This is a genomic window from Bradyrhizobium sp. AZCC 1588 (genome assembly GCF_036924735.1).
Taxonomy (GTDB): domain Bacteria; phylum Pseudomonadota; class Alphaproteobacteria; order Rhizobiales; family Xanthobacteraceae; genus Bradyrhizobium.
Genome location: NZ_JAZHSC010000001.1, coordinates 5,671,623 through 5,693,570 on the forward strand (window position 1 = coordinate 5,671,623; position 21,948 = coordinate 5,693,570).

The following is a 21,948-nucleotide window of genomic DNA, read 5'->3' on the forward strand; positions in this document are numbered from 1 at the left end:
ATGGCGGATGCGCACGACGATGTTTCGGTGACGCCGGTCGACCGCGCGATCGAGCGCATCCGGTCGGTCTACCGAAGCTGGGATCGCGGGACTTCCGTGGCACAGATGCGAAGCGATTGGGATGCGGCCTTTGCCGGCTGCACTGTCGCCGTTGCGTGCGGGCTGGTATCCGCCGGCGGCGTCGACGGCGAATGGATCGTTCCTGCCGATGCGCCACCCGACAAGGCCATCCTCTATTTTCATGGCGGCGGCTTTCGCATCGGCTCCGTCACGTCCCATCGCGAGCTGATCGCGCAAATTGCGGACGGCAGTGGATGCCGCGTGCTGGCGATCAACTATCGCCTGTCACCGGAGCATCCCTTTCCGGCGGCGCTGGAGGATGCTCTTGCGGCATATCGCTACATTTTGGATCAAGGCTTGAAAGCGGAGAACATCGCTTTCGCCGGCGACTCCGCCGGCGGCAATCTGGTGCTTGCGGCGATGCTGGCGTTGCGCGGCCGCGGCGAGCCTTTGCCAGCCACGGCTGTCCTGATGTCGCCGTGGACCGATCTTGCCGCGACCGGCGCGAGCTACGAAAGCCGGGCCAAGGCCGATCCGATCCATCAGCGCGCCATGGTTCTGGCGCTGGCGAAGAATTATCTGGGTGAGGAGGGCGACCCCTACGATCCTCTGGCATCGCCGCTTTATGCTGAACTAGCCGGCCTGCCGCCGCTCCTCATCCAGGCCGGCGACCGCGAAACCGTGCTTGATGATTCGATCATGCTCGCCGACACCGCGCGTGAGGCCGGCGTCGATGTTGAACTCGAGATCTGGGACGGCATGATCCACGTGTTCCAGATGTTTCCGGAAATTCCGCAAACGCGGGAAGCCATCGCCTCCATCGCAAAATTCTTGCGGGGGCATCTTCACATCCGGCCTGAGAGGGCGCCAGAATGAATATCATGCCATCCGATCCGCGCAGCCACGTCGAGAGCGGATTCCATTTCTCGGAACAGCCCGACCTTTCCGAGGAATTGCGGATGCTGCGCGAGCAGGTCCGCCGCTTCGTCGAAAAGGAGGTCGTTCCACATGGCGAAGCCTGGGAGCGCGATGGCAAGATTCCGCGCGAGATCTACCGCCGCATGGGCGCGCTGGGCTTTCTCGGCATGCGCCATGCGTCCCAGTATGGCGGAACCGATATGGGCCCGCTGGCCTCTATGGTGTGGGCAGAGGAACTTGGCCGCTCAACTTTCGGCGGGTTCACGTCCTCCGTGCTGGTGCACACTGACATGTCGGCGGTCCATATCACCCTGCGCGGCACGGCGGAGCAGAAGCAGAAATACCTGCCCGCGATTATCCGCGGCGAGACCATTTGCTCGATCGCAGTCACCGAGCCGGACGCCGGCTCCGACGTGGCCGGATTGAAGACCCGCGCGCGCCGCGACGGCGATAACTGGGTGATTAGCGGCTCAAAGATGTTCATCACCAACGCCGTTTATGGCGACATCCTGATCGTGGCCGCGCGCACCGATCCGAATGCCAAGGGCAGCCGGGGCATTTCGCTGTTCATCGTCGAGCGGAACACGCCCGGTATATCCGTGATGAAGCTCGACAAGCACGGCTGGCTCTGCTCCGACACCGCCGAGATCGCGTTCCAGGATGTGCGCATTCCCCTCGAGAACCTGCTCGGCGAGGAGAATCGCGGCTTCTACGGCATCATGGAAACGTTTCAGAACGAGCGGATCTGCATTGGCGGCATCTGTGCCGGCGAATGCGCCAAGGCGATCGAGTTGACGGCGAATTATGTGAAGACGCGGCAGGCGTTCGGCGGCCCGCTATGGAATCAGCAGGGCGTGCGGCTCAAGCTGGCGATGCTGGCAAGCAAGGCCGCCGCCGCGCGGGCGCTGGCCTATCAAGCTGCGGAACTGGCCGAGGCCGGAAAGCCCTGCGAGCGGGAGGTCTCGATGGTGAAGGCGTTGTCGCCGGAAGTTCTGCATGAGGTCGTGCACGGCTGCCTGCAACTGCATGGAGGCACCGGCTTTATGCGGGGGACGCCGATCGAGCGGATGGTGCGCGACGCCCGGGTGCTGACGATCGGCGGCGGCGCTACCGAAGTCATGCTGGAAGAAGTCGCCAAGCGGATGTAAGGGGATGCTGACCGGCGCCGATGCGCCGGTCAGCGGGTTCTTGTCTCAGTTCACCGGCTTGAAGCTGAGCGTGGTGGTTTCCGCTTGCATGATCTGCAGCTTCTGGTTCGAGAAGCGCACGCCCGGGCCAAAGCTGATCGAGGCCATCACGCCCGTCTCGACATTCTTGGTTTTCTCCAGCTCCGAGATGGTGCAGGCCCAGGTCGGCTGTTTGCCGCAGCGCTCGATCGCGGCGATCAGCACCTTTGCCGCCGCATAACCGGTCATGGTGTACCGGTTGATGCCCTTGAACTCGGCTTCCGAGACCAGCGGCTTTGCCTTTTCCAGAAATGCCTTGCCGGCCGGGCTGGCGAACGGCTCGACATAATCGACGGCGTAGATTCCGTCACCGGCCGGACCCATCAATTTCAGCACCGGCTCGACACGGCCGGGCCAGAAGATACCGACCGCGGGCTTGATGTTGAGCTTTTCGAGTTCCTTCATCATCGCGATATTTTCCGCGATGATGCCGCCGGCCAGAAAGACCTCGGCGCCGGAGTCCTTCAATTGCAGCATGTCGGACGAAAAGTCCTGCTGGCCCTTCTTGTAATTGCCGCTGTAGACGACCCTGAGCTTCTTCTCCTTCACAACGGTATCGAAACCGTCGCGCACGGTGATGCCGTAATCGTCATCCTGCGTGATCAGGCCCCATTTCTTGCCGGGATTCTTGTCGGCCAGATACTTGACGAGATGGATAATGCCTTCCTCATAGGACTGGCCGACCACGAACACGTTCTTGCGCGGCGGCTCCCACAGGAACTTGACGGGCGCCACATCGATCACGGTGGGAATGCCGGCCTTTTCCAGCACCGGCATCACGGCGATGGATTGGCCCGAGCCGGAGATGCCGAGCAGGGCAAACACCTTGTCGACGTCGATGACCTTCTTGACGCCCTGGATGGTGCGTGCGGTGACATAGCCGTCGTCTTCCAGCACATATTTGATCTTGCGGCCGTTGATGCCGCCGGAATTGTTGGCCTCCGCGATCGCGATCTTGTGGCCGATCGAGGCAGCGACGCCGAGCAGTGCCGGCGGGCCGGTGAGCGGCTCGACGTCGCCGATCAGGATTTCGGTGTCGGTGATGCCGGGATCGGCGGCCAATGCGCCGCCGGTGAGATAAGCGCCCGCAACCAGCAGCGATGCCGCCGCCAGATATTTCCTCATGGTCTCCTCCCTTGGTTTCGATTGCTTTTGGTTAGTAACGGAGCGGCCAGTGCACCCATGCCCGCTTGATGTCATGCCAGGCGCCGACCAGCCCGCGCGGCTGGAAGCGCAGGAACAGGATGATGACGAGACCGTAGAGCATGCTCTTGAGCTCCTGCGCGCCGGTCGTGAACATCGCGTCCAGATGCGTGCTGAACAGGCTGAATACAAGACGCGTCCCTTCCGGCAGCAGCACGATCAGGACGGTGCCGAGCACGGCGCCGACCGCGGAGCCGAGCCCACCGACGATCAGGATCGCCAGCGCCTCAATCGAGAGCAGGAACGGAAAGCCCTCGACGCTGACAAAGGAAAGGTAGAGGCCGTACAGCGCGCCGGAGATGCCGGTGATGAAAGCCGAGGTGACGAAGGCGAACAGCTTGTAGGCGTGCAGATTGATGCCCATCGCGCGCGCGGCGGTGTCGTTGTCGCGGATCGCGACAAAGGCACGGCCGACGCGGCTGCGGCGGATGTTGAGCGTCGCGAACAGCGTCAGGATGGCGACGCCAAGGCAAAGATGGGTGAAGGCCGGGTCGCTGTCAAAACTGACGCCAAAAATTTCGGGCCGCGGCACCGAAATGCCGCGGGCGCCGTTGGTGAGCCAGCGCGCCTCCAGGATCACGGTGTTGATGATGAAGGAGAACGCCAGCGTGGTGATGGCGAGATAAAGACCCTTCAGCCGCAGCGACGGCGCACCGACAATCAGGCTGGCGAGTGCCGGCACCAGCCCGGCGCCGAGAAAACCGACCAGCGGGTGCATCTGATATTTGGAGACCAGCACCGCATAGGCGTAGGCGCCGGTGACGAGGAAGCCGACATGACCGAGCGAGATCAGGCCGGTATAGCCGGTCAGGATGTTGAGGCCGAGCGCGCCGGTCGCGGTGATCAGGATGATCATCAGGAACGACAGCGCATAGGAGTTCAACAGATAGGGCGCGACGATCAGGCCCGCGACCAGCAGCACCGACCACAGCCACACCGGCGGTGAATCGACCAGCGTCACCAGTTCGCCGTAGGTTTGCTTGTAATCGCCGGTACGCATCGCCTAGACCCTCTCGATGTCCCGTTCGCCAAAAATGCCGAACGGACGGACCATCAGCACCACGATGATCATGACGAAGCCCGCGACCTCCTTCATGCCGGAGCCGAGATAGCCGCCGGCGAGATTTTCGGTGATGCCGATCAGGAGGCCGCCGAGGCCGGAGCCCAGCACGGCGTCGAGGCCGCCCAGGATGGTGGCGGGGAATGCCTTCAGGCCGAGTTGGAACATCGCCGGCGACAAATCGTAGGACAGGGCAAAGAACACACCGCCGATGCCGGCGATCACGGAAGAGGCGGCCCAGGCCAGCGCGTGGACGCGGGTGGCGCTGATGCCCATCAGCAGCGCGGTGCGGTCGTCGGCCGCCACCGCGCGCATCGCCACCCCGATCTTGCTGTAGCGGAAGAAGGCCCAGATCGCTGCGAGCAGCGTCAGCAACGTCACGATGACAGCGATCTGTCCCGTCCGCACGCCGATGCCGCCGATCCGCACGATGTCGCGCCCCATGCCGATGTCGAGGCCGTGGGGGTAGGCGTCCCAGATGAAGTTGATCGAGGAGCGCAGAATCACGGCAAGTCCGATCGTCACCATCACGGTGGCAAACACCGGCTCGCCCAGCATCGGCCGCATCACTACACGCTCGATGACAAGGCCGAGCAGCACGGCGGCAAGAATCGCGCCGAGGGTCACGACGAATACGTTGCCGCTCACCGTGGTCGAAATGGTCCAGGCGATATAGGCCGTGATCATGGTCATTTCGCCCTGCGCGAAATTGACTAGGCCGGTGGATTTGTAGATCACGGCAAAGCCCATCGCGATCAGGCCGTAGATGGCGCCGATCGCAAGGCCGGAGATCAGGAGCTGGATGAGATACTGCATTCAGCCCTCCGCCTTGTAGATGATGGCAAGCTCGCGCGCGAACTTCTTTTCGATCATGGCGCGGCGGACCTTTTGGGTGGCGGTGAGCTCGCCATCGTCATGGTCGAGCTCTTTTTCGAGGATGGCGAAGCGGCGGACGTTTTCGACTCGCGCAAAGCGCCTGTTCGTCTCATTGACGATCCGGTCGACCAGTTCATGCACTTCGGGGAGTTGCGACAGCGATTTGTAGTTGGTGTAGGCCAGCGCCTTGTCGCGCGCCCAGCGCCCGACATTGTCGTAGTCAACCTGGATGATCGCCCCGAGATACTTTTTGGCTTCGCCGACCACGATCGCCTCCTTGATGAACGCGCTATCCTTCAGCGCGTTCTCGATCTCGGATGGCGCGATGTTCTTGCCGCCGGCGGTGATAATGATCGCCTTCTTGCGGTCGACCACGGTGATCTCGCCGTTCTCCATCACCTCGACGATGTCGCCGGTGCGTAGCCAGCCGCCGCTCTCGAGCGAGGCAGTCGAGGCTTTTTCGTCGAGGAAATAGCCTTTGAAGACGCCGGGATTTTTCAGCAGGATCTCGCCATCGCTATCCAGCTTCCATTCGGTGCGGGGCAGGGGCAGGCCGCAGCCGCCGAGCCCGTGATGGCTTTCCGTCTGGATGAAGGCGACGCCGCCGGATTCGGTGAGGCCGTAGCCTTGCGACACCGGCCGGCCGATAATGTCGAAGAAGCGCAGGGTTTCGGGCGAGATCGATGCGCCGGCGCAGAGCCGGTGGCGGCTATAGGCAAGCCCGAGATGGCGCTGGATGTTGCGGAACATCAACAGGTAGAGCAACGCGTAGGCAATGCGGTCGAGCCAGTTACCCGCTCCGTCCTGCCGGCGGTCCGAGAGTTTTCGTCCCCAGGCGAGGCAGGTCTTTGTGAAGGCCGGCCGCAATCTTCCGCTTTCACCGAGCCGGAACAGAAAATTCTGCTGCAGCTTTTCGTAGATGCGGGGTACGCCGACGAAGAAGGTGGGCGCAATCTCCCGGATGTTGATGGCGACTGTGTCGATCGATTCCGCGAAGCTGACGGCGCCGCCCAGCACCAGATGCGTCACCTCGCCATAGCAGCGCTCGGCGACATGGCACAGCGGCAGATAGCTGACGGCCTCGAAGGGCTTGTCGGCGATGCCGACCGCCTGCGCGTAGGCATAGGCCGCGTAGATTAGATTGCGATGGGTGAGCATCGCGGCCTTGGGCGGGCCGGTCGTTCCTGAGGTGTAGACGAGGATGCAGACGTCGTCGGGCGCGCCTTGCGAGATCAATCGGTCCAGCGTGGCGTTGGCTTCGGGATTCTCGCGCGCAAAGACCCTGCCGCGGTCGCAGAGCTGGTCGAACGACATCAACTGCGACTGGCGATAGTTCCGCAAGCCCTTCATGTCGACGCAGACGACGGCCTCGACGGCCGGCAGGCCGTCATTGTTCGCCATCGCGTCGAACACCTTGTCGGTCTGTTCCTGGTCGCCCGTGATGACGACCCGCGAGCCGGAGTGCTTGACGATATATTGCAGCTCGACCCATGGATTGGTCGGATAGATGCCGACGGCCACGGCGCCGATCATCTGAGCACCGAGATCGGCATAAAACCATTCTGGCGTGTTCTCGCCGGCGATCGCGACGCGGTCGCCCGGCTTGACGTCCAGCGACAGCAAGCCAAACGCGACGGCGCGCGCGGTTTCGTAGTAATGATTCCAGGAATAGGGGTTCCAGATCCCGTATTCCTTCTCGCGCAGCGCAAGCGCGCCACCATGCATCGCGGCGCGCTGGCGCAGCAGTTGGGGAATCGTGATCGCGGCGTCCTGCAGCGCCTTTCGCAGGGAATGGCTGTCGGTCATGGACGCCGTTTGCGCAGAAGCTGCCGGCAGCACCAGCCGTGCGGTTCGCATTGTGTCGAGGGTCGTCATCACGTCCCCACCTTTGCAGCAGCTTCAGTGCGGTGGCCGCCGAGATAGGCTTCCGCCACCGCTGGATCGCGGCGCACCTCGGCGGGCTTTCCCTCGGCGATCTTGCGACCGAAATTGAGCACGTGAACACGATCGGAGATGTCCATTACAATCCGCATCTCGTGTTCGATCATCAGAACGGTAATGCCGAGCTCGTCGCGGATATCGAGAACGAATCGCGCAATGTCCTCGGTCTCCTCCTGGTTCATGCCAGATACCATTTCGTCGAGCAGCAGCAGCTTTGGCTCGCAGGCGAGCGCCCGTGCGAGCTCGACGCGTTTCTGCTGACCGTAGGAGAGCGTTCCGACGACGGCATCGCGGATGGGCTCGATCTCGAGGAATTCGATGATGTGCTCGACCCGCCGCCGCGCCTCGATTTCTTCTTTGCGGGTGCGACCGAAGAACAGCACGGCATCGAGCACATTGGAGCGCAAATGGGTATGGCGCCCGGTCAGGACATTCTCGACCACGGTGCCGTGCTTGAACAACGCGAGATTCTGGAAGGTGCGGCCGATCCCGATCGCAGCGAAGCGCCAGGGCGAGACGGTGGAGAGATCGATGCCATCGAACATTATTCGTCCGCCGCTCGGCCTCAGCACGCCGGAGATCATGTTGAACAGCGTGGTCTTGCCGGCGCCGTTCGGCCCGATCACGCTGCAGATCTCGCCCTGCGTCACGCCGAGGCTGACGTCGGCGACGGCCTGTAGGCCGCCAAAACGTTTGCTCAGGTCTTCGATCGCGAGAAGCTGGGTCACGATAGCCACCGCTTGCGCCGCTTGTAGTGCTTGACGTCGCGCAGGCTCTTCCTGCCTGATGTGGAGACACCGAGATAGAATTCCCGCACGTCCTCATTGGCGGCGAGCTTTTGCGCCGAGCCGTCCAACACGACGCGGCCCGTCTCGAGGATGTAGGCATAATCCGCGATATCGAGCGCGCGCTGCGCGTTCTGTTCGACCAGTAGCACCGTCACCTTCATCTCGTCGCGCAGGCGGACGATCACCTCGTAGATGCGGTCGATGATCAGGGGCGCGAGCCCGAGCGACGGTTCGTCCAGCGCGAGCAGCACTGGGTCCGTCATCAGTGCGCGGCCGATCGCCAGCATCTGCTGCTCGCCGCCCGACATGTAGCCCGCGATCTGGTCGCGGCGCTCGAACAGCCGGGGGAACAACGCAAACACCTTTTCTCGCCGGTCGCGCGCCTCTGCCTTGGATCTCGTGTAGCCGCCCATTTGCAGGTTTTCGTCGATCGTCAGTGCCGGAAAGACCCGACGTCCTTCCGGCACCTGCACGATGCCCCGCCGCACCAGTTCGTCGGGCGCGAGGCGGTGAACCTCTTTGTTGCGAAAACGGATCGAGCCGTTTTCGATGACGCCTTCCTCGGTATAGAGGATGCCGGACATCGCCTTCAGCAGCGTCGATTTGCCGGCGCCGTTGGAGCCGAGCAGGGCGACGATGCGCCCGTCCGGCACAGCGATACTCACGTCCCGGATCGCTTCGATGGCATTGTCATAGACGATGCGGATGTTGCGGAATTCGAGCAGGCAGGAGGCTTCGGGTCTTGCATGGGAGCCGGGACCTTGTGCCTGGGTGGGGATCGTCGTCGGCATCGTTCTCAAGCCCGGCTCGGTTGCGGCATACGCGGCCGCCTGGCGAGGATCGCATCGGTCACTAGTTTTGCCGTCTCGGCGCAGGCCTGCGTGCCGCCATTGCCATATTCCTTGACCGCGTCGCCGACGCACCACAGGCCCTCGATGCCGGTCTCGCGCGGTAGGTCGTAACCGGCGCAGCTGCGTTGCGCCGGCCAGTCGTCGCGCATTACCCGGATCGAGAGGATTTTGGCTTGATCGAAGTTCGGGAATTGTTCACGCAAATCTTGCAGCGCAAGGGCGACTTCCGCGTCGGAATCGAAATCGCCGAGCGCCGGGACCGGCACCGCGTAGGCGACGTAAAGGTTCCAGCCCGGTGGCGCCAGCTCAGGGCAAGTGGCGGTGAGATTCGCCATGTTGCAGAGCCGCCGCGTCTTGCCGAAGGTCACGATGCCGGGATGGGAGATCAGCGGCTCCCGGCTCGCGATATTGATGACGATGTTGGCGGCGGGCCGCAGGCCGGTATGTACCTCTGCGACATAGGCGGGCGGGAAAGCGGTTTCACCACCGAGCGCCACGGTAGCCTTGGGGCCGGCATTGCTGATGACGAGATCGGTTTCGATCCGCAATCTCTGACCATCGCGTACGACCGTCACGCCTTCGACGCGGCCGTCGGTCGTGTGAATTTGCACCGCCGGGGTCGACAGCCAGATATCGCCATGACGCTTGATCGCGGTCCCGAGCGTATTCCAGACGCCGATCGTGCCCTTTGGGCAGAACCCAAAGCGCTTGAAGGCGCCTTTGCTGGTGAAATAGGTCAGGAAGGCCCGCGCCGGCAGTTCGGCGGCGTTGCAGGCGAAGATCGCGGCGCAAAGGTTGCGGAAGATGGCGTGTACCGAGGCGTTGCTGGTGTAGGTCTTGAGCCAGTCCTCGGTCGATTGCCGCCCGTCGGGAAGGTTGCCGGACCGGGCGTCGGCGAATTTCTCCAAGATACGCGAGGCCTGTTTGGTCAGTTGCCCGAGCAGCAGCGACCAGCCGCCGCGGCCGACATCGATCAGCTTGCCGTCGATGAAGAAGGAACTGGCGGGCTCGGGGGCGCGGATATCGAGCGGCGCGCCGACGGTATTGAAGGTCTCCTCGAAGACCCCACCCAGTTCGATCGCGATGGCGCCGATATTGACTGTAAAGCCATCGATCTGTTCGGTCGAGGCCCGCCCGCCGAGCCGGTCCTTGTCCTCGACGATCACAGTATATAGCCCGGCATGGGCGAGCCGCGCGGCAGCGCAAAGTCCGCCGGCACCGGCCCCAATCACGACAGCATCCGCACGAACGACCGTCATTCCCACCTCCCAAAGCGCGCTGCACGGTTGATCCGGGCTGTCCTTTGATTTAGCTCATTGTATTATAATCCGACTGGCCGTTCAAATAATTTCTTGCAATAAGGACGATAGGGTCAATCGGTCGCAGGTCCGCGCGGGACCGGCGGCCCCGGCCAAAGCATCGATATGTAAAGAAGGCTGCTGAATCAGCTAAGCATGTCTTTGGGAATACGAGCTAAAAGCTGAATTCGAAGTGGACAACATCCCATGGCGCGAACACGCTCTGAAAATTACGACGGTATCCACCTCGGCATACTGACAAATGCGGCCAGGTTGTTTTCGGCCCAGGGCTATATGCGCGCCTCGATCGCCGACCTCGCCGATGCCTGCAAGCTGTCGCGTGGCGCGCTCTACCATTATTTCGACTCCAAGGAAGCGATCCTGTTCGCGATCCTTGACGCCCATATCCGGGAAATGATCCAGCATGTCGAAACCGCTGTGGCTACCGGCGGTCCGACGCTGACACAGTTTCAAAACGTCATTCGTGCGATTGTCGAGGTCAACGCCAAATCGCCGCATGAGCAGCGCGTGTTGATTCACGACCTCTCATTCCTGAGCGAGGATGAGCAGCAGGCCATCAAGGATCTCGAGCGGCAGCTCGTCGATATCGTCACCGATCTGCTGGTCAGGCTCGACGCCGAGGGGCGGATCGTCAGGCGCACCAAGAAGATCTACACGATGATCCTGTTCGGGATCATCAACTACACCTACACCTGGTATGACCCGAAAGGCGGGATCGGCCCGAAGGAATTCGCCGACATCGCGGTCGAATTATTCCTGAACGGTTTCGCGCCCGATAGTGCTGCGAGGTCTGCCGTGGCTAACAAGCGCGAGAAGGCCTAGCACGACCGAGTACACGTTGCTGCTCAATTGTCGACAGCAGGCCCGGTCGCAAATTGTGGAAACATCTCGCGACAATATGCCCCGTTGGTTGGACATGAATGGCAGCCGCCGATGAAGAGCGACCGCTCGCCGGCGCTGTGCTGATCGTTCAGAAAGTCACGGTGCTCCAGTGCGCGGAAGCGATCGCGCACCACTTATCCGCTTATGTAAGTCGCCGCGAACCAGCAAGAGTTCTGGAATAATTTGACCGGCCGTCCGGATTATAGTATAGCCATGTTAGCAATCCGCAAGAGGCTGGTCCTGATGAGCGACGCTTATGTCTTTGACGCCGTCCGTACGCCTCGCGGCCGTGGCCGCGCGTCGGGCTCGCTTCACGAGGTCTCGCCGTTGCGGCTCGCCGCCGGTGTGCTGAAGTGCATTCGCGATCGCAACGATCTCGACACCAGCTTGGTCGATGACGTCATCCTTGGCGTCGCCGACCCGGTGAACGAGCAGGGCGCGGACATAGCCCGGACCGCCGTTCTGGTGGCGGGTTACGATCAGGGCACGCCAGGCGTGCAGATCAACCGGTTCTGCGCTTCGGGTCTTGAAGCCTGCAACATGGCAGCAGCGCAGGTGATGTCCGGCCAGTCGGATATCGTCATTGGGGGCGGGGTCGAGAGCATGTCGCGGATCGAGATGTTCTCGTCCGGCGGCGCGCTGGTTTCCGATCCGCATTTCACGCTGCCCCATTATTTCGTACCGCAGGGGATCTCCGCCGACCTGATCGCGACCGTTTACGGTTATTCGCGCACCGACGTCGACAGCTACGCGGTCGAGAGTCAGAGACGTGCCGCCGCCGCTTGGTCGGAGGGGCGCTTCGCGCGTTCGGTCGTGCCGGTTCGCGACGACAACGACATCGTTATTCTCGATCGTGATGAGCACCTTCGGCCGGAAACCACGATGCAAACGCTCGGCGCGCTGGAGCCGTCTTTTGCCCTGCAGGGCGAGAAGTTTGGTTTCGATAACGTCGCGCTGCAGCGTTATACGCAGGTCGAGCGCATCGATCATGTTCACCACGCCGGCAATTCATCCGGCATTGTGGATGGCGCCGCGGCCGTTCTGATCGGCGGTTCAGAGGCGATGGCGAAACTGGATTGCAAGCCGCGTGCGCGCATCAAGGGCTTTGCCTCGATCGGATCCGAACCCACCATCATGCTGACGGGCCCATCATTTGCGGTGGAGAAGGCGCTTAAGCGCGCCGGCATGACCGCGGCCGATATCGATCTTTTCGAATGCAATGAAGCATTCGCTGCGGTGGTGCTGCGCTTCATGGAAGCACTCGGCGTTGGTCACGACAAGCTCAACGTCAATGGCGGCGCAATCGCCATGGGGCATCCGCTCGGCGCATCCGGCGCGATGTTGCTGGGGACGCTGATTGATGAGCTGGAGCGGCGCGACCTGGCTACGGGCGTCGTGACGCTGTGCGTCGGTGCCGGGATGGGCACCGCCATGATCGTCGAACGCGTTTGATCGTTCCTATTCCTTGTCTGGGAGCATGCAGTGATTGAGCTTGGCATCGACGACGGCATTGCGATCATCATCTGGAATGTTGCCGATCGTCCCATGAATGTGTTGAATGACGTATCGATTGCGGCGTTTGAAACGGCGATGCGAAAGATCATTGCCGATCAGACCATCAAGGGTGCCATCATCTCGTCATCGCGGCCTGAATTCGTCGTCGGTGCGGATCTCGATACGCTGCGCGGCATCAGCGACCCGGCGGCCGCCATGAAGATCGCCGGGCGGTTGTCGCTGCTGTTTCGCGAAATTGAAACCGCGGGCAAACCCTTCGTCGCGGCCATCAATGGCTCGGCGCTTGGCGGCGGTTACGAAATCTGTCTCGCCTGTCATTACCGGCTCGCCGCCGACAACCCGAAAACCCAGATCGGATTGCCTGAGGTAACACTCGGGCTGCTTCCCGGCGCTGGCGGGACCCAGCGCCTGCCGCGGATGATCGGGTTGAAGAACGCACTGCCGATGCTGATGGAAGGCCGCAAGATCGGCGTCGCCAAGGCTAAGGAAATGGGACTGGTCGAGGAAGTCGTGCCAGCCGAAAGCCTGATGGCGCGCGCGAGGCAATGGCTACTGTCCGACGGGGCCGCCAACATGGTCAAGCCGTGGGATAAGAAGGGCTTTCGCCTTCCTGGTGGCAACGTACAAAGCCCGCCATCATGGCAATTGTTCATGGGCGCTGCCGCTGCGATGCGCGGCAAGACTGCGGGCCTTTATCCGGCGCCCGCGGCTATCATGGAAAGCGTCTATGACGGGTGCCATGTCGATATCGATACCGGATTGAAGATCGAAAATCGCCAGTTCGCAAAGCTCGCCATTTCGCCGCAGGCGCAGAACATGATCCGGACGCTGTTCTATGCGATCGGCGAGGCCAACAAGCTGACCGGTCGACCCGCCTCCGTCCCCGTGCAGGCTTACAGCAAGATCGGTGTTCTCGGTGCGGGCATGATGGGAGCGGGCATTGCGCATGTTTCGGCCGAAGCCGGGCTCGACGTCATCCTGATCGATCAGTCGCAAGAGGCGGCTGAGAGGGGCAAGACCTATTCGGCGATGCTATTGGACAAGCGGGTTCAGCAGGGACGGCTGACCGCCGAACAGCGCGACGGCATTTTGGCGAGGATCACCCCGACCACCGGCTACGACCGGCTCAAGGACGCCGATATCGTGATCGAAGCCGTCTTTGAGGATCGTGGCGTGAAGGCCGCGGTCACGCGAGCGGCAGAGCATGCGCTGCCTGCGTCGGCGATTTTCGCCAGCAATACCTCGACGCTGCCGATTACCGGTCTGGCCGAAGCGTCGATACGGCCTGCTAATTTCGTCGGCCTGCATTTCTTCTCGCCGGTTGATCGCATGCCGCTCGTCGAGGTTATTCGGGGCCGCGAAACGTCGGAGGCAACAATCGCGCGGGCGATGGATTATGTGAAGCGCATCCGCAAAACGCCCATCGTCGTCAGCGACGGTCGCGCCTTCTACACCAGTCGGGTATTCGGCACCTATGTTTACGAGGGAATGGCGCTGCTGAACGATGGCGTCCATCCTGCAATGATCGAGCGCGCTGGCACCGATGCTGGGATGCCGGTCGGACCGCTTGCGCTGATGGATGAGGTTTCGCTCGAACTGATGCACAAGGTGATGCGGCAGACTGAAGCCGATCTCGGCGCGGCCTATAAGGCCCAGCCGCAGGATCCGGTGCTAATCAAGATGGTCGAGGAACTGAAGCGTCTCGGCCGCAAGAGCGGCGGCGGGTTCTATGATTACGCGGTCGACGGCAGCAAACGCTTGTGGCCCGAACTCGCGACACATTTTCCGCGTGCCAAGATCCAGCCATCGGTCGAGGAAGTCGGGCGGCGCCTGATGTACATTCAGTCGATCGAGGCCTCGCGCGCGCTCGCCGAAAATATCGTCGGCGCGCGCGACGCGGATGTCGGATCGATCCTTGGCTGGGGATTTCCGGCGGCGCTAGGCGGCGTCGTTAGCCAGGTCGATACCGTCGGGATCGCGCGCTTTGTCGCCGAATGCGATCGGATGGCACAGCTTTACGGCAGTCGGTTTCTGCCGCCGCCCAATCTGCGGGATTGTGCCGCCCGCGGCGGGTTGTTGCGGGCGGCCTGAGTCTCGATCTCCAATCGATAACAGAGCGCCAGGCGAAGGCGCCTTGCAGGAAATGCAGTCGCTGAAAGGGAGGTTGGCATGCTGGATAGGTCCAAAACTGATGCGAGGTTGCCGTGGACCGCGCAGTATCCGCGCGACGTTCCGGTGGAGCTTGATTCGAGCGTGCCGCTTTCCATGCCCGACCTGCTGCGACAGGCCGCGCAAAACTTTGGCAGCAGCGCCGCACTGTCCTTGGGCGAGCAGCGCTGGACCTACGCCGAGATGCAGTCACTGGTCGCGCGTGCCGCTCGTGGTCTGCAGCAAGCGGGTGTCGGCCAGGGCGATCGTGTGGCGGTCATGATGCCCAACCATCCCGCGGTTCCGATCTGGTTTTTCGGCGCGCTGTCGATCGGGGCTGCACTGGTCAGCATCAATTCCTTGTTTGCGGCAGTTCAGATCGAGAACATGCTGTCGGACAGCGGGGCTCGGATCCTGTTGACGCTGGACAGCCCCGATACCATCGCCAAGGCGACGCCGTTTCTCGAAAAGGGATTGCTAGACCGGATCGTGACGGCCTCGGTGGGAGCCGGCGAACTCGCGCCAGCCACTGGTCCCGCCCTTGATCCCAGCGCGCGCGTTCTGCCGTTTGAGGCGCTGCTGAACAATGATGGCCGCTACGACAAACCTTCCTTGAATCCGACCGAGACGCTCGCGGTACTGCAATACACCGGTGGCACCACCGGCGCGCCCAAGGGCGCCATGCTGACGCATGCCAACCTCACGACCAACGCGCGCCAGACACGGATGTGGTTTCCATTTCTTGAGGATGGATCGGAGCGGCTGCTGATCCCATTGCCGTACTCGCACATCACGGGCATCACGGTCTGCATGACATTCGCTGTGCTGCTGGCCGCCGAACTGATGGTGGTGCCGCGGTTTGCGCCCGACGAGGCGCTTGCGCTGCTGCGCCAGCGCCGGCCGACTTTCTTCGGCGGCGTCCCAACCATCTTCATCGCGTTGCTGATGACCAATACGATGACGCCGGATGACTGGAAATCCGTGAAAGCGATCCTGTGCGGCGGCGCGCCGCTGCCGCCGGACGTGCTCGGCAAATTCGAGAGCGTGAGCGGCGAAAGAGTGCGGCAGATCTACGGTTCCACCGAGCTGTCGCCGGCCGCGACTATCATGCCTGCCAATTCCGATGAGCCGCGCGGCTCTGTGGGATTGCCGCTTCCAGGTACAACGATCGAAATTCGGGATACAGAAGAACCCGGCAAACGCTTGCCGGATGGCGATTCCGGCGAGATCGTGGTGGCTGGCCCGCAGGTTATGAAAGGCTACTGGAACCGCAAAGGGGAGACCGATCGTTCAATGGTCGACGGGTTCTTTCGCACCGGCGATATCGGCTATCTCGATGCGAAGGGATATCTGTTCATCGTCGATCGCCTCAAGGACATGATCATCGCCGGCGGCTACAATATCTATCCCGCAAATGTGGAAGCCGCGATCTACTCGCATCCGTCGGTCGCCGAAGCCATCGTGATCGGCGTACCGGATTCTTACCGTGGAGAGACGGTCAAGGCATTTGTCGTGCTGCGCGGCGATGCGACGCTGACGCTGGAAGACCTCCAGGCCCATCTTAAGGACCGACTTTCGCCGATAGAAATGCCGCGCCAGCTCGAAATCCGCAGTCAGTTGCCGAAGACCGTCGTCGGCAAGCTCTCCCGCCTTGAATTGCGACGCGAGATTCGTGATGGTGCGTGAGACGCGCGGAGTGGGGCTGTGATTCCACGCACGATCTTTGCCGAGGAACACCGCATCTTCCGGGAGCAGTGCCGGACGTTGTTCGAGAAGGAGTTAGCACCCTTTCACGCGCAATGGGAACGCGACGGCATCGTCCCGCATGGTGTGTGGAAGCTGATGGGCGATGCCGGCTTGCTTTGCACGTCCGTTCCGGAGCAGGACGGTGGGCTTGGCGCCGACAAGCTAAGCGCCGTGGTGATGCTCGAGGAACTCAGCGACCTCGGACTGATGGGCATGGCACTGAACTTCGCCATGCATTCCGAGATCGTCACGCCGTATATCCTGAAATACGGTTCCACCGAGCAGAAGGCGCGTTGGCTTCCCGCGTTGATCCGCGGCGAGCGGATCGGGGCACTTGCCATGACCGAACCGGCGGCGGGGTCCGATTTGCAGCGGATGCGGACGGTAGCTCGTCGCGAAGGCGACGGCTTCCGTTTGAGCGGCCAGAAGACCTTCATCAGCAATGGCCAGCATACCAATCTGACCATCGTCGCCGCCAAGACCGACCCGGCCGAGGGCGCAAAGGGCATCTCGCTGTTTCTGGTCGAAGGCGAGCGCGCCGGTTACAGTAAGGGCCGCAACCTCGAAAAGATCGGCCTGCATTCGGCTGACACGTCGGAACTGTTCTTCGGAGACGTCTGGATTCCCGCTGACAATCTGATTGGCGAGGAGGGGCAGGGGTTTCGTTGTCTGATGCAGGAATTGCCCTGGGAGCGGCTTCAGCTTGCGATCGTGGCGGTCGCCGCCTGCGAGGCCGCGCTGCGCTGGACGACGGACTATTGCAAGGAGCGTCAGGTCTTCGGAGAATCGATCGCATCGTTCCAGAATACGCAATTCAAGCTCGCCGAGCTCAGAACGGAAACGCAGATCGCCCGCGTTTTTGTCGATCGCTGTATTGGTCTGTCGTTGGAGGCGAACTTGGACGTTGAGACGGCGGCGATGGCCAAATACTGGACGACCGATCTGCAATGCAAGGTCGTCGACGAGTGCCTTCAGCTTCACGGCGGTTATGGCTACATGCGCGATTATGCGATCGGCCGCGCTTTCGTCGATGCCCGCGCACAGCGGATTTACGGCGGCACCAACGAGATCATGAAAGAAATCATCAGCCGGACGAATTGAGCTTCACGTTAGCGCGCGTCATCGCTCCAGAGAGCTCAGATGCAATTCGAGCATTAAGGCGCCTCCTCAATGATCCTGTGACACGCGGACATGACCGAACGTTTGCTTTCGGAACTAAGGGGGCGCAACATTTTGGTACAGGATATCAATCACCAGGAAGCGGTCGCCGCTCGATTAGCCAAGCGGGACCCCGCTTTTACCGACGCAACTGAAAATTGGTCAGGATGTGCAGGAAATCCCGGTGCTGAATAGGAGGTCGCCTCGACCGCGAATTGCGAAGATGAATAGAGACTCTAGAGCCCTTGCTGGCTTAAATCTCACAACGGAAGATTTATCGCGGCATGTCTTGCCGTACGCAAGTTCTCTTACTCTGCTATCGCCGAAACTACGACCGGACCGTTGCGGGTCTGGGCAAGGGTAAAGTGCACCGCTACTTTGCATCTGACTTGGACCGGCTTTTCTATTGGCTTATTCGACGTTAGCAGGATCTAAGCGATCGAAGTCATAGTGGGAGTATCCAAACGGTGGTGCGTAGCAACGCGGTACTGCACGCGCTCCGCCGGTACGGCAATGCAGTACTGGTCGAGCAAAATCAGCGAAGGCAAGTTACATCGAGAAGTCGGAATTGAGATTTAACTCGTTGAAAAGAAAGGAAAACGCGTTAGCTCTATCACTCTGATCATTCGTCAGACCGAAATCGATTGGACCGACTCAAACTACAAAGCGAATTGAAAACAATATGTTAGACAGGCGCTTTTCTGTGGCACCCATGATGGATTGGACCGACCGGCACTGCCGCGTGTTCCATCGTCTGATGAGCCGGCGCGCGCGGCTTTATACGGAGATGCTGACGACCGGCGCCATTATTCATGGCGACCGTAGGCGGCTGCTCGGCTTCGATCCAAGCGAGCATCCGGTGGCGCTGCAGCTCGGCGGTTCCGTTCCGGATGATCTCGCGACCGCTGCGAGCATCGGCGAGGATTTTGGCTACGACGAAATCAATCTCAATGTCGGCTGTCCATCCGACCGCGTGAAGGATGGCCGCTTCGGCGCCTGCCTGATGGCGGAGCCGGCGCTGGTCGCCGAGGGCGTCGCTGCCATGAAGCGCGCGGTCAAGATTCCGGTTACAGTCAAATGCCGGATCGGCATCGACGACCAGGACCCCGAACTGGCGCTCGACGTGCTGGCGCGCAGCGTGGTCGCGGCCGGTGCCGACGCGCTGATCGTGCATGCCCGGAAGGCTTGGCTCAACGGATTGTCGCCGAAGGAAAACCGCGACATCCCGCCGCTCGATTACGACAGGGTTTACCGGCTGAAGACCGTGCTGCCGGATGTGCCCATTATCATCAATGGCGGCATCGGCAGCATTGCCGAGGCGAAGCAACACCTCGACCATGTCGACGGCGTGATGCTGGGGCGGGCGGCCTATCAGGAGCCGTGGCGCCTACTCGATGTTGATCCGGAATTGTTCGGCGAGGTGGCACCTCACGCGACGATGAAGGACGTCTTCGAAGCGATGTTGCCTTACATCGAAGGCCAGTTGGCGCAAGGCGCAAAGCTGCATGCGATGGCGCGGCACTTTGTCGGCGCGTTTCACGGCGTCCCCGGGGCGCGCGCCTTTCGCCGCCATCTCGCGGAGAAAGGCGTCAGGCCGGGCGCCGGCGTCGACGTGCTGCGCGATGCGATCGCACTGGTCGAGGAGCGCGCGGCGGAGCCGGTCGCGGCGTAAAGCTTAGGCGGCGCGCTCGGCGGCGCGGCGCGTTTCGGAATCCGCCTTCAGGCCGAAATCGTAGTTCAGATGGATCATTGGGCGGTTTGCGGAGCGTCTCCGTGCCACGCGCGCGAGATCAATTCGCGGATCGCCTCTCGCTCGATCGGGCGCGGATTCCAGTACGGATTCTGCGCGGCGAGGTCGGCGGCCTGATCGACGCTCTCGGGCATGCCGATCTCGCGCAGCGACAGCGGCGCGGCAAGCTTTCGCGCCAGATCGTGGAGGCCGAGCGCCGGATCGCTCACGCCAAGCGCTGAGGCGATGCGTGTCATCACCTCAGGTGCGGCAGGCGCATTGTAGGCGAGGGCGTGCGGGAGAATGACGGTGTGGGTCTCGGCATGCGGCAGATTGAACAGCCCGCCCAGCGTATGGCAGAGCTTGTGGTGCAGCGCCATGCCGACCGCGCCGAGACAGACGCCGCAGAGCCAGGCGCCATAGAGCGCGTCGGTGCGCGCCGTCTTGTTGCTTGGCTCAGCGCAGATTTTCGGCAGCGCCCGCGCCAGCGTGCCGATCCCTTCCTGCGCCATCAGCGATATGATGGGGTTGCGGTCCCGCGCGTAGAGCGCCTCGACCGCGTGCGCGATGGCGTTGACGCCCGATGTCGCCGATAGTTTTGCCGGCATCGTCATGGTGAGGTCGACGTCATAGATCACGATCTCGGGGAGAATTTTCGGGCTCGATTGTGTGGTCTTGATCCCGCCGCTGGTCTGACCGACCACCGGCGTCATCTCCGAGCCGGCGTAACTGGTCGGCAGCACGATCTGCGGCAGATCGGTGCGCAAAGCGATCGCCTTGCCGAGGCCGGTGGTCGAACCGCCGCCGATCGCGACGACGCCATCGGCCTGAATCTCGCGCACCACTTCCATCGCCCGTTCCGTCACCTCGACGGGCGTATGCATGACCGCTCCGGTGAAGACGCCGGCGAAGCGTTCGCCGATCATCTCCCGGATGCCGGCGACCAGATCTTTCTGCCGCGGGGTCGCCAGCACGAGGGCGCGGGTCACGCCGAGGCGGGACAATTCATCGGGCAATTGACGCAACGTGCCGGTGCCGAACACCACCCGCATCGGTGCGCTCTGGTAGGTGAAGTCTTGCATGGTTGCTCCTTGCGGACGAAATGGCCGGCTCCAGGATCGGATCGCCCCAGAGCCGGACTTCCGGCTCAAGAGGCCGGCTGTGCAACCTTGCGCAAGCCGGCAGCCTCTTCAAGGCTACCAGATGGTGCGCTCACGGGCCGGCGGGCCAGCAAGATAATCATCCCGGCGGCAATCGCGGAGACGCCGATCGACAGGAACATCGGCGTCGGGCTCTGGTAATATTGCTGCAGCGCGCCGGCGACGAACGGTCCGAGAATGGCGCCGACGCGGGCGACCCCGAGCTCCATTCCGACCGCGGTGGCGCGCACGCCGGTCTCATAGGAAGCTGCGGTGAAATTGTTCAGCACGAACTGTGCGCCGATGATGAAGAAGCCGGCGGCGGCGACCGATGTGATGTTGACGATGTGGTCGTTCATCACCACGAGCGAGAGCACGGCGAGGCCGCCAATCGCCCACCAGGTCGCGATCAGCCCACGGCTGCTGCCGGACTTGTCGACGAGATGCCCAAGCACGAGAGCGCCGACAAACGACATGATCTGCATCAGCGCGCCGAAGCCGAAGCTTGCAGCAAAGGTTTCTCCACGCTGCATCATCACGGTCGGAATCCACCCTGACAGGCCGAAGATGCAGAACAGGCTGAGGAAGGCCGATGCCCAGATCGCGAACGTAGTCCGGCGATATTTGGACTGCAGCAGAGCCGCCACCGAATTGACCGGCTTCTCGGTCTGCCCGACGGCAATTTCGGCCGACGCGTAAACGCCGGCGCGCTCCGGCCGGAGCTTTGTCAGCATGTCGCGGATTTCATCGATGCGGCCCTGAAGTGCAAGAAACTTTGGCGATTCCGGCAGCATCATGTGCATGAAGGGAAGCAGCAGGAACGACAGCGAGCCGATCCAATACAGCGACGTCCAGCCGAATACCGGGGTTGCAAACACGCCGGCGACACCGGCGAGGGTGCCGCCGAGCGCCCAGCCAAGCGCGACGCCCCACAGCGCAAACGTGTTCGCCACGCGCCGCGGCGCCAGCTCGTTGATGTAGGTGGTCGCGAGCGGCAGCAGCACGCCGAGGCCGATGCCGGTCAGGAGCCGCAGGATGCAGAAGGAGAGGAACGAGTCCGCCGAGGTCGCGGTGAGCAGCGTAAAGATACTGGTGATCCACAGGCCGCCGAGCAGGGTGCCGCGGCGGCCGAGCCGATCGGCAATGATGCCGTGGATGGCGGCCCCGAGGAGGAATCCAACCAGGCCGCTGGAAATCAATAATCCCGCCTGGCCGGCCTGCAGGCCCCAGGGCTTGGCGACGTAGTGAATGACGTAAGCCGGGTTGAACGTGTCATATCCGTCAAACAGCGTTAGCAGTCCCATGATGGCGCCGAGGCGCCAGTGAAATTTTCCTACCTTTGCTTCGGCGAGTTCTTCGTGAAGATCGATTGCCTGCGCGGCCATGGCC

The 21,948-nt window shown here is 62.2% G+C and carries 18 protein-coding genes; 9 read left to right on the forward strand and 9 right to left on the reverse strand.

The genetic code is table 11. From position 1 onward, the window contains the following. Both V1277_RS26365 and V1277_RS26370 read left to right on the forward strand, forming a co-directional pair. Entirely contained in the window at positions 1–936 is a 936-nt protein-coding gene (locus tag V1277_RS26365) for an alpha/beta hydrolase (protein WP_334418817.1), read from the forward strand. Beyond that, a complete protein-coding gene (locus V1277_RS26370; protein ID WP_334418818.1) occupies positions 933–2,126 on the forward strand; it encodes an acyl-CoA dehydrogenase family protein in 1,194 nt (397 codons plus the stop codon). Before V1277_RS26365 ends, V1277_RS26370 begins: the two co-directional genes overlap by 4 nt. A gap of 45 nt (positions 2,127–2,171) precedes the next feature. Here V1277_RS26370 and V1277_RS26375 read toward each other — a convergent pair whose 3' ends face one another. From V1277_RS26375 to V1277_RS26405, 7 genes are read right to left on the reverse strand one after another with little or no spacing between them, the layout of a single operon-like run. Continuing rightward, the gene (locus tag V1277_RS26375; RefSeq protein ID WP_334418819.1) at positions 2,172–3,329 is read right to left on the reverse strand and encodes an ABC transporter substrate-binding protein; all 1,158 of its coding nucleotides are present in this window, start codon (positions 3,327–3,329) and stop codon (positions 2,172–2,174) included. Between the two features lie 31 nt (positions 3,330–3,360). Further along, positions 3,361–4,407 carry a branched-chain amino acid ABC transporter permease gene (locus V1277_RS26380; RefSeq protein WP_334418820.1) on the reverse strand — a complete coding sequence of 349 codons (1,047 nt, stop codon included), beginning with the start codon at positions 4,405–4,407 and terminating at the stop codon, positions 3,361–3,363. Positions 4,408–4,410: 3 nt separating this feature from the next. Continuing rightward, the gene (locus tag V1277_RS26385) at positions 4,411–5,283 is read right to left on the reverse strand and encodes a branched-chain amino acid ABC transporter permease (RefSeq protein ID WP_334418821.1); all 873 of its coding nucleotides are present in this window, start codon (positions 5,281–5,283) and stop codon (positions 4,411–4,413) included. Beyond that, positions 5,284–7,218, reverse strand: coding sequence for an AMP-dependent synthetase/ligase (locus tag V1277_RS26390; RefSeq protein WP_334418822.1), 1,935 nt, complete (start codon positions 7,216–7,218; stop codon positions 5,284–5,286). Beyond that, a complete protein-coding gene (locus V1277_RS26395; protein WP_334418823.1) occupies positions 7,218–8,012 on the reverse strand; it encodes an ABC transporter ATP-binding protein in 795 nt (264 codons plus the stop codon). Before V1277_RS26395 ends, V1277_RS26390 begins: the two co-directional genes overlap by 1 nt. After that, positions 8,009–8,863, reverse strand: coding sequence for an ABC transporter ATP-binding protein (locus V1277_RS26400; protein WP_334418824.1), 855 nt, complete (start codon positions 8,861–8,863; stop codon positions 8,009–8,011). Before V1277_RS26400 ends, V1277_RS26395 begins: the two co-directional genes overlap by 4 nt. A 5-nt stretch (positions 8,864–8,868) precedes the next feature. Further along, positions 8,869–10,182 carry a phytoene desaturase family protein gene (locus tag V1277_RS26405; protein ID WP_334418825.1) on the reverse strand — a complete coding sequence of 438 codons (1,314 nt, stop codon included), beginning with the start codon at positions 10,180–10,182 and terminating at the stop codon, positions 8,869–8,871. A 246-nt stretch (positions 10,183–10,428) separates the two neighbouring features. Here V1277_RS26405 and V1277_RS26410 point away from each other — a divergent pair, with 246 nt between their 5' ends. The 7 genes from V1277_RS26410 to dusA all read left to right on the forward strand — a co-directional run bounded on the left by V1277_RS26410 (position 10,429) and on the right by dusA (position 19,363). Continuing rightward, positions 10,429–11,064 (forward strand): TetR/AcrR family transcriptional regulator, encoded by a 636-nt coding sequence (locus V1277_RS26410; protein WP_334418826.1) that lies wholly within the window; start codon positions 10,429–10,431, stop codon positions 11,062–11,064. A 303-nt stretch (positions 11,065–11,367) separates the two neighbouring features. Continuing rightward, on the forward strand, positions 11,368–12,576 hold the full coding sequence (locus V1277_RS26415) for an acetyl-CoA C-acetyltransferase (protein ID WP_334418827.1): 1,209 nt from the start codon (positions 11,368–11,370) through the stop codon (positions 12,574–12,576). A 30-nt stretch (positions 12,577–12,606) separates the two neighbouring features. Further along, positions 12,607–14,730: a 3-hydroxyacyl-CoA dehydrogenase NAD-binding domain-containing protein gene (locus V1277_RS26420; RefSeq protein WP_334418828.1), complete on the forward strand. Its 2,124-nt coding sequence runs from the start codon at positions 12,607–12,609 to the stop codon at positions 14,728–14,730. Positions 14,731–14,808: 78 nt separating this feature from the next. Then, a complete protein-coding gene (locus V1277_RS26425) occupies positions 14,809–16,473 on the forward strand; it encodes a long-chain-fatty-acid--CoA ligase (RefSeq protein WP_334418829.1) in 1,665 nt (554 codons plus the stop codon). An 18-nt stretch (positions 16,474–16,491) separates the two neighbouring features. Beyond that, on the forward strand, positions 16,492–17,634 hold the full coding sequence (locus V1277_RS26430; RefSeq protein ID WP_334418830.1) for an acyl-CoA dehydrogenase family protein: 1,143 nt from the start codon (positions 16,492–16,494) through the stop codon (positions 17,632–17,634). A gap of 90 nt (positions 17,635–17,724) precedes the next feature. Beyond that, a complete protein-coding gene (locus tag V1277_RS26435) occupies positions 17,725–17,886 on the forward strand; it encodes a hypothetical protein (RefSeq protein ID WP_334418831.1) in 162 nt (53 codons plus the stop codon). Positions 17,887–18,361: 475 nt separating this feature from the next. Continuing rightward, on the forward strand, positions 18,362–19,363 hold the full coding sequence (gene dusA / locus V1277_RS26440) for a tRNA dihydrouridine(20/20a) synthase DusA (protein WP_334420458.1): 1,002 nt from the start codon (positions 18,362–18,364) through the stop codon (positions 19,361–19,363). Between the two features lie 74 nt (positions 19,364–19,437). Here the strand turns inward: dusA and V1277_RS26445 are convergent, their stop codons facing one another. Together V1277_RS26445 and V1277_RS26450 are read right to left on the reverse strand one after the other, a co-directional pair. Further along, a complete protein-coding gene (locus V1277_RS26445; protein ID WP_334418832.1) occupies positions 19,438–20,502 on the reverse strand; it encodes a maleylacetate reductase in 1,065 nt (354 codons plus the stop codon). Between the two features lie 65 nt (positions 20,503–20,567). After that, entirely contained in the window at positions 20,568–21,944 is a 1,377-nt protein-coding gene (locus V1277_RS26450) for an MFS transporter (RefSeq protein ID WP_334418833.1), read from the reverse strand. Between the last annotated feature and the right edge of the window lie 4 nt (positions 21,945–21,948).

Coding starts and splice junctions, on each gene's coding strand:
- V1277_RS26365 (WP_334418817.1), top strand. CDS start 1: ATGGCGGATGCGCACGACGATGTTTCGGTGACGCCGGTCGACCGCGCG.
- V1277_RS26370 (WP_334418818.1), top strand. CDS start 933: ATGAATATCATGCCATCCGATCCGCGCAGCCACGTCGAGAGCGGATTC.
- V1277_RS26375 (WP_334418819.1), bottom strand. CDS start 3,329: ATGAGGAAATATCTGGCGGCGGCATCGCTGCTGGTTGCGGGCGCTTAT.
- V1277_RS26380 (WP_334418820.1), bottom strand. CDS start 4,407: ATGCGTACCGGCGATTACAAGCAAACCTACGGCGAACTGGTGACGCTG.
- V1277_RS26385 (WP_334418821.1), bottom strand. CDS start 5,283: ATGCAGTATCTCATCCAGCTCCTGATCTCCGGCCTTGCGATCGGCGCC.
- V1277_RS26390 (WP_334418822.1), bottom strand. CDS start 7,218: ATGACGACCCTCGACACAATGCGAACCGCACGGCTGGTGCTGCCGGCA.
- V1277_RS26400 (WP_334418824.1), bottom strand. CDS start 8,863: ATGCCGACGACGATCCCCACCCAGGCACAAGGTCCCGGCTCCCATGCA.
- V1277_RS26405 (WP_334418825.1), bottom strand. CDS start 10,182: ATGACGGTCGTTCGTGCGGATGCTGTCGTGATTGGGGCCGGTGCCGGC.
- V1277_RS26410 (WP_334418826.1), top strand. CDS start 10,429: ATGGCGCGAACACGCTCTGAAAATTACGACGGTATCCACCTCGGCATA.
- V1277_RS26415 (WP_334418827.1), top strand. CDS start 11,368: ATGAGCGACGCTTATGTCTTTGACGCCGTCCGTACGCCTCGCGGCCGT.
- V1277_RS26425 (WP_334418829.1), top strand. CDS start 14,809: ATGCTGGATAGGTCCAAAACTGATGCGAGGTTGCCGTGGACCGCGCAG.
- V1277_RS26435 (WP_334418831.1), top strand. CDS start 17,725: ATGACCGAACGTTTGCTTTCGGAACTAAGGGGGCGCAACATTTTGGTA.
- V1277_RS26445 (WP_334418832.1), bottom strand. CDS start 20,502: ATGCAAGACTTCACCTACCAGAGCGCACCGATGCGGGTGGTGTTCGGC.
- V1277_RS26450 (WP_334418833.1), bottom strand. CDS start 21,944: ATGGCCGCGCAGGCAATCGATCTTCACGAAGAACTCGCCGAAGCAAAG.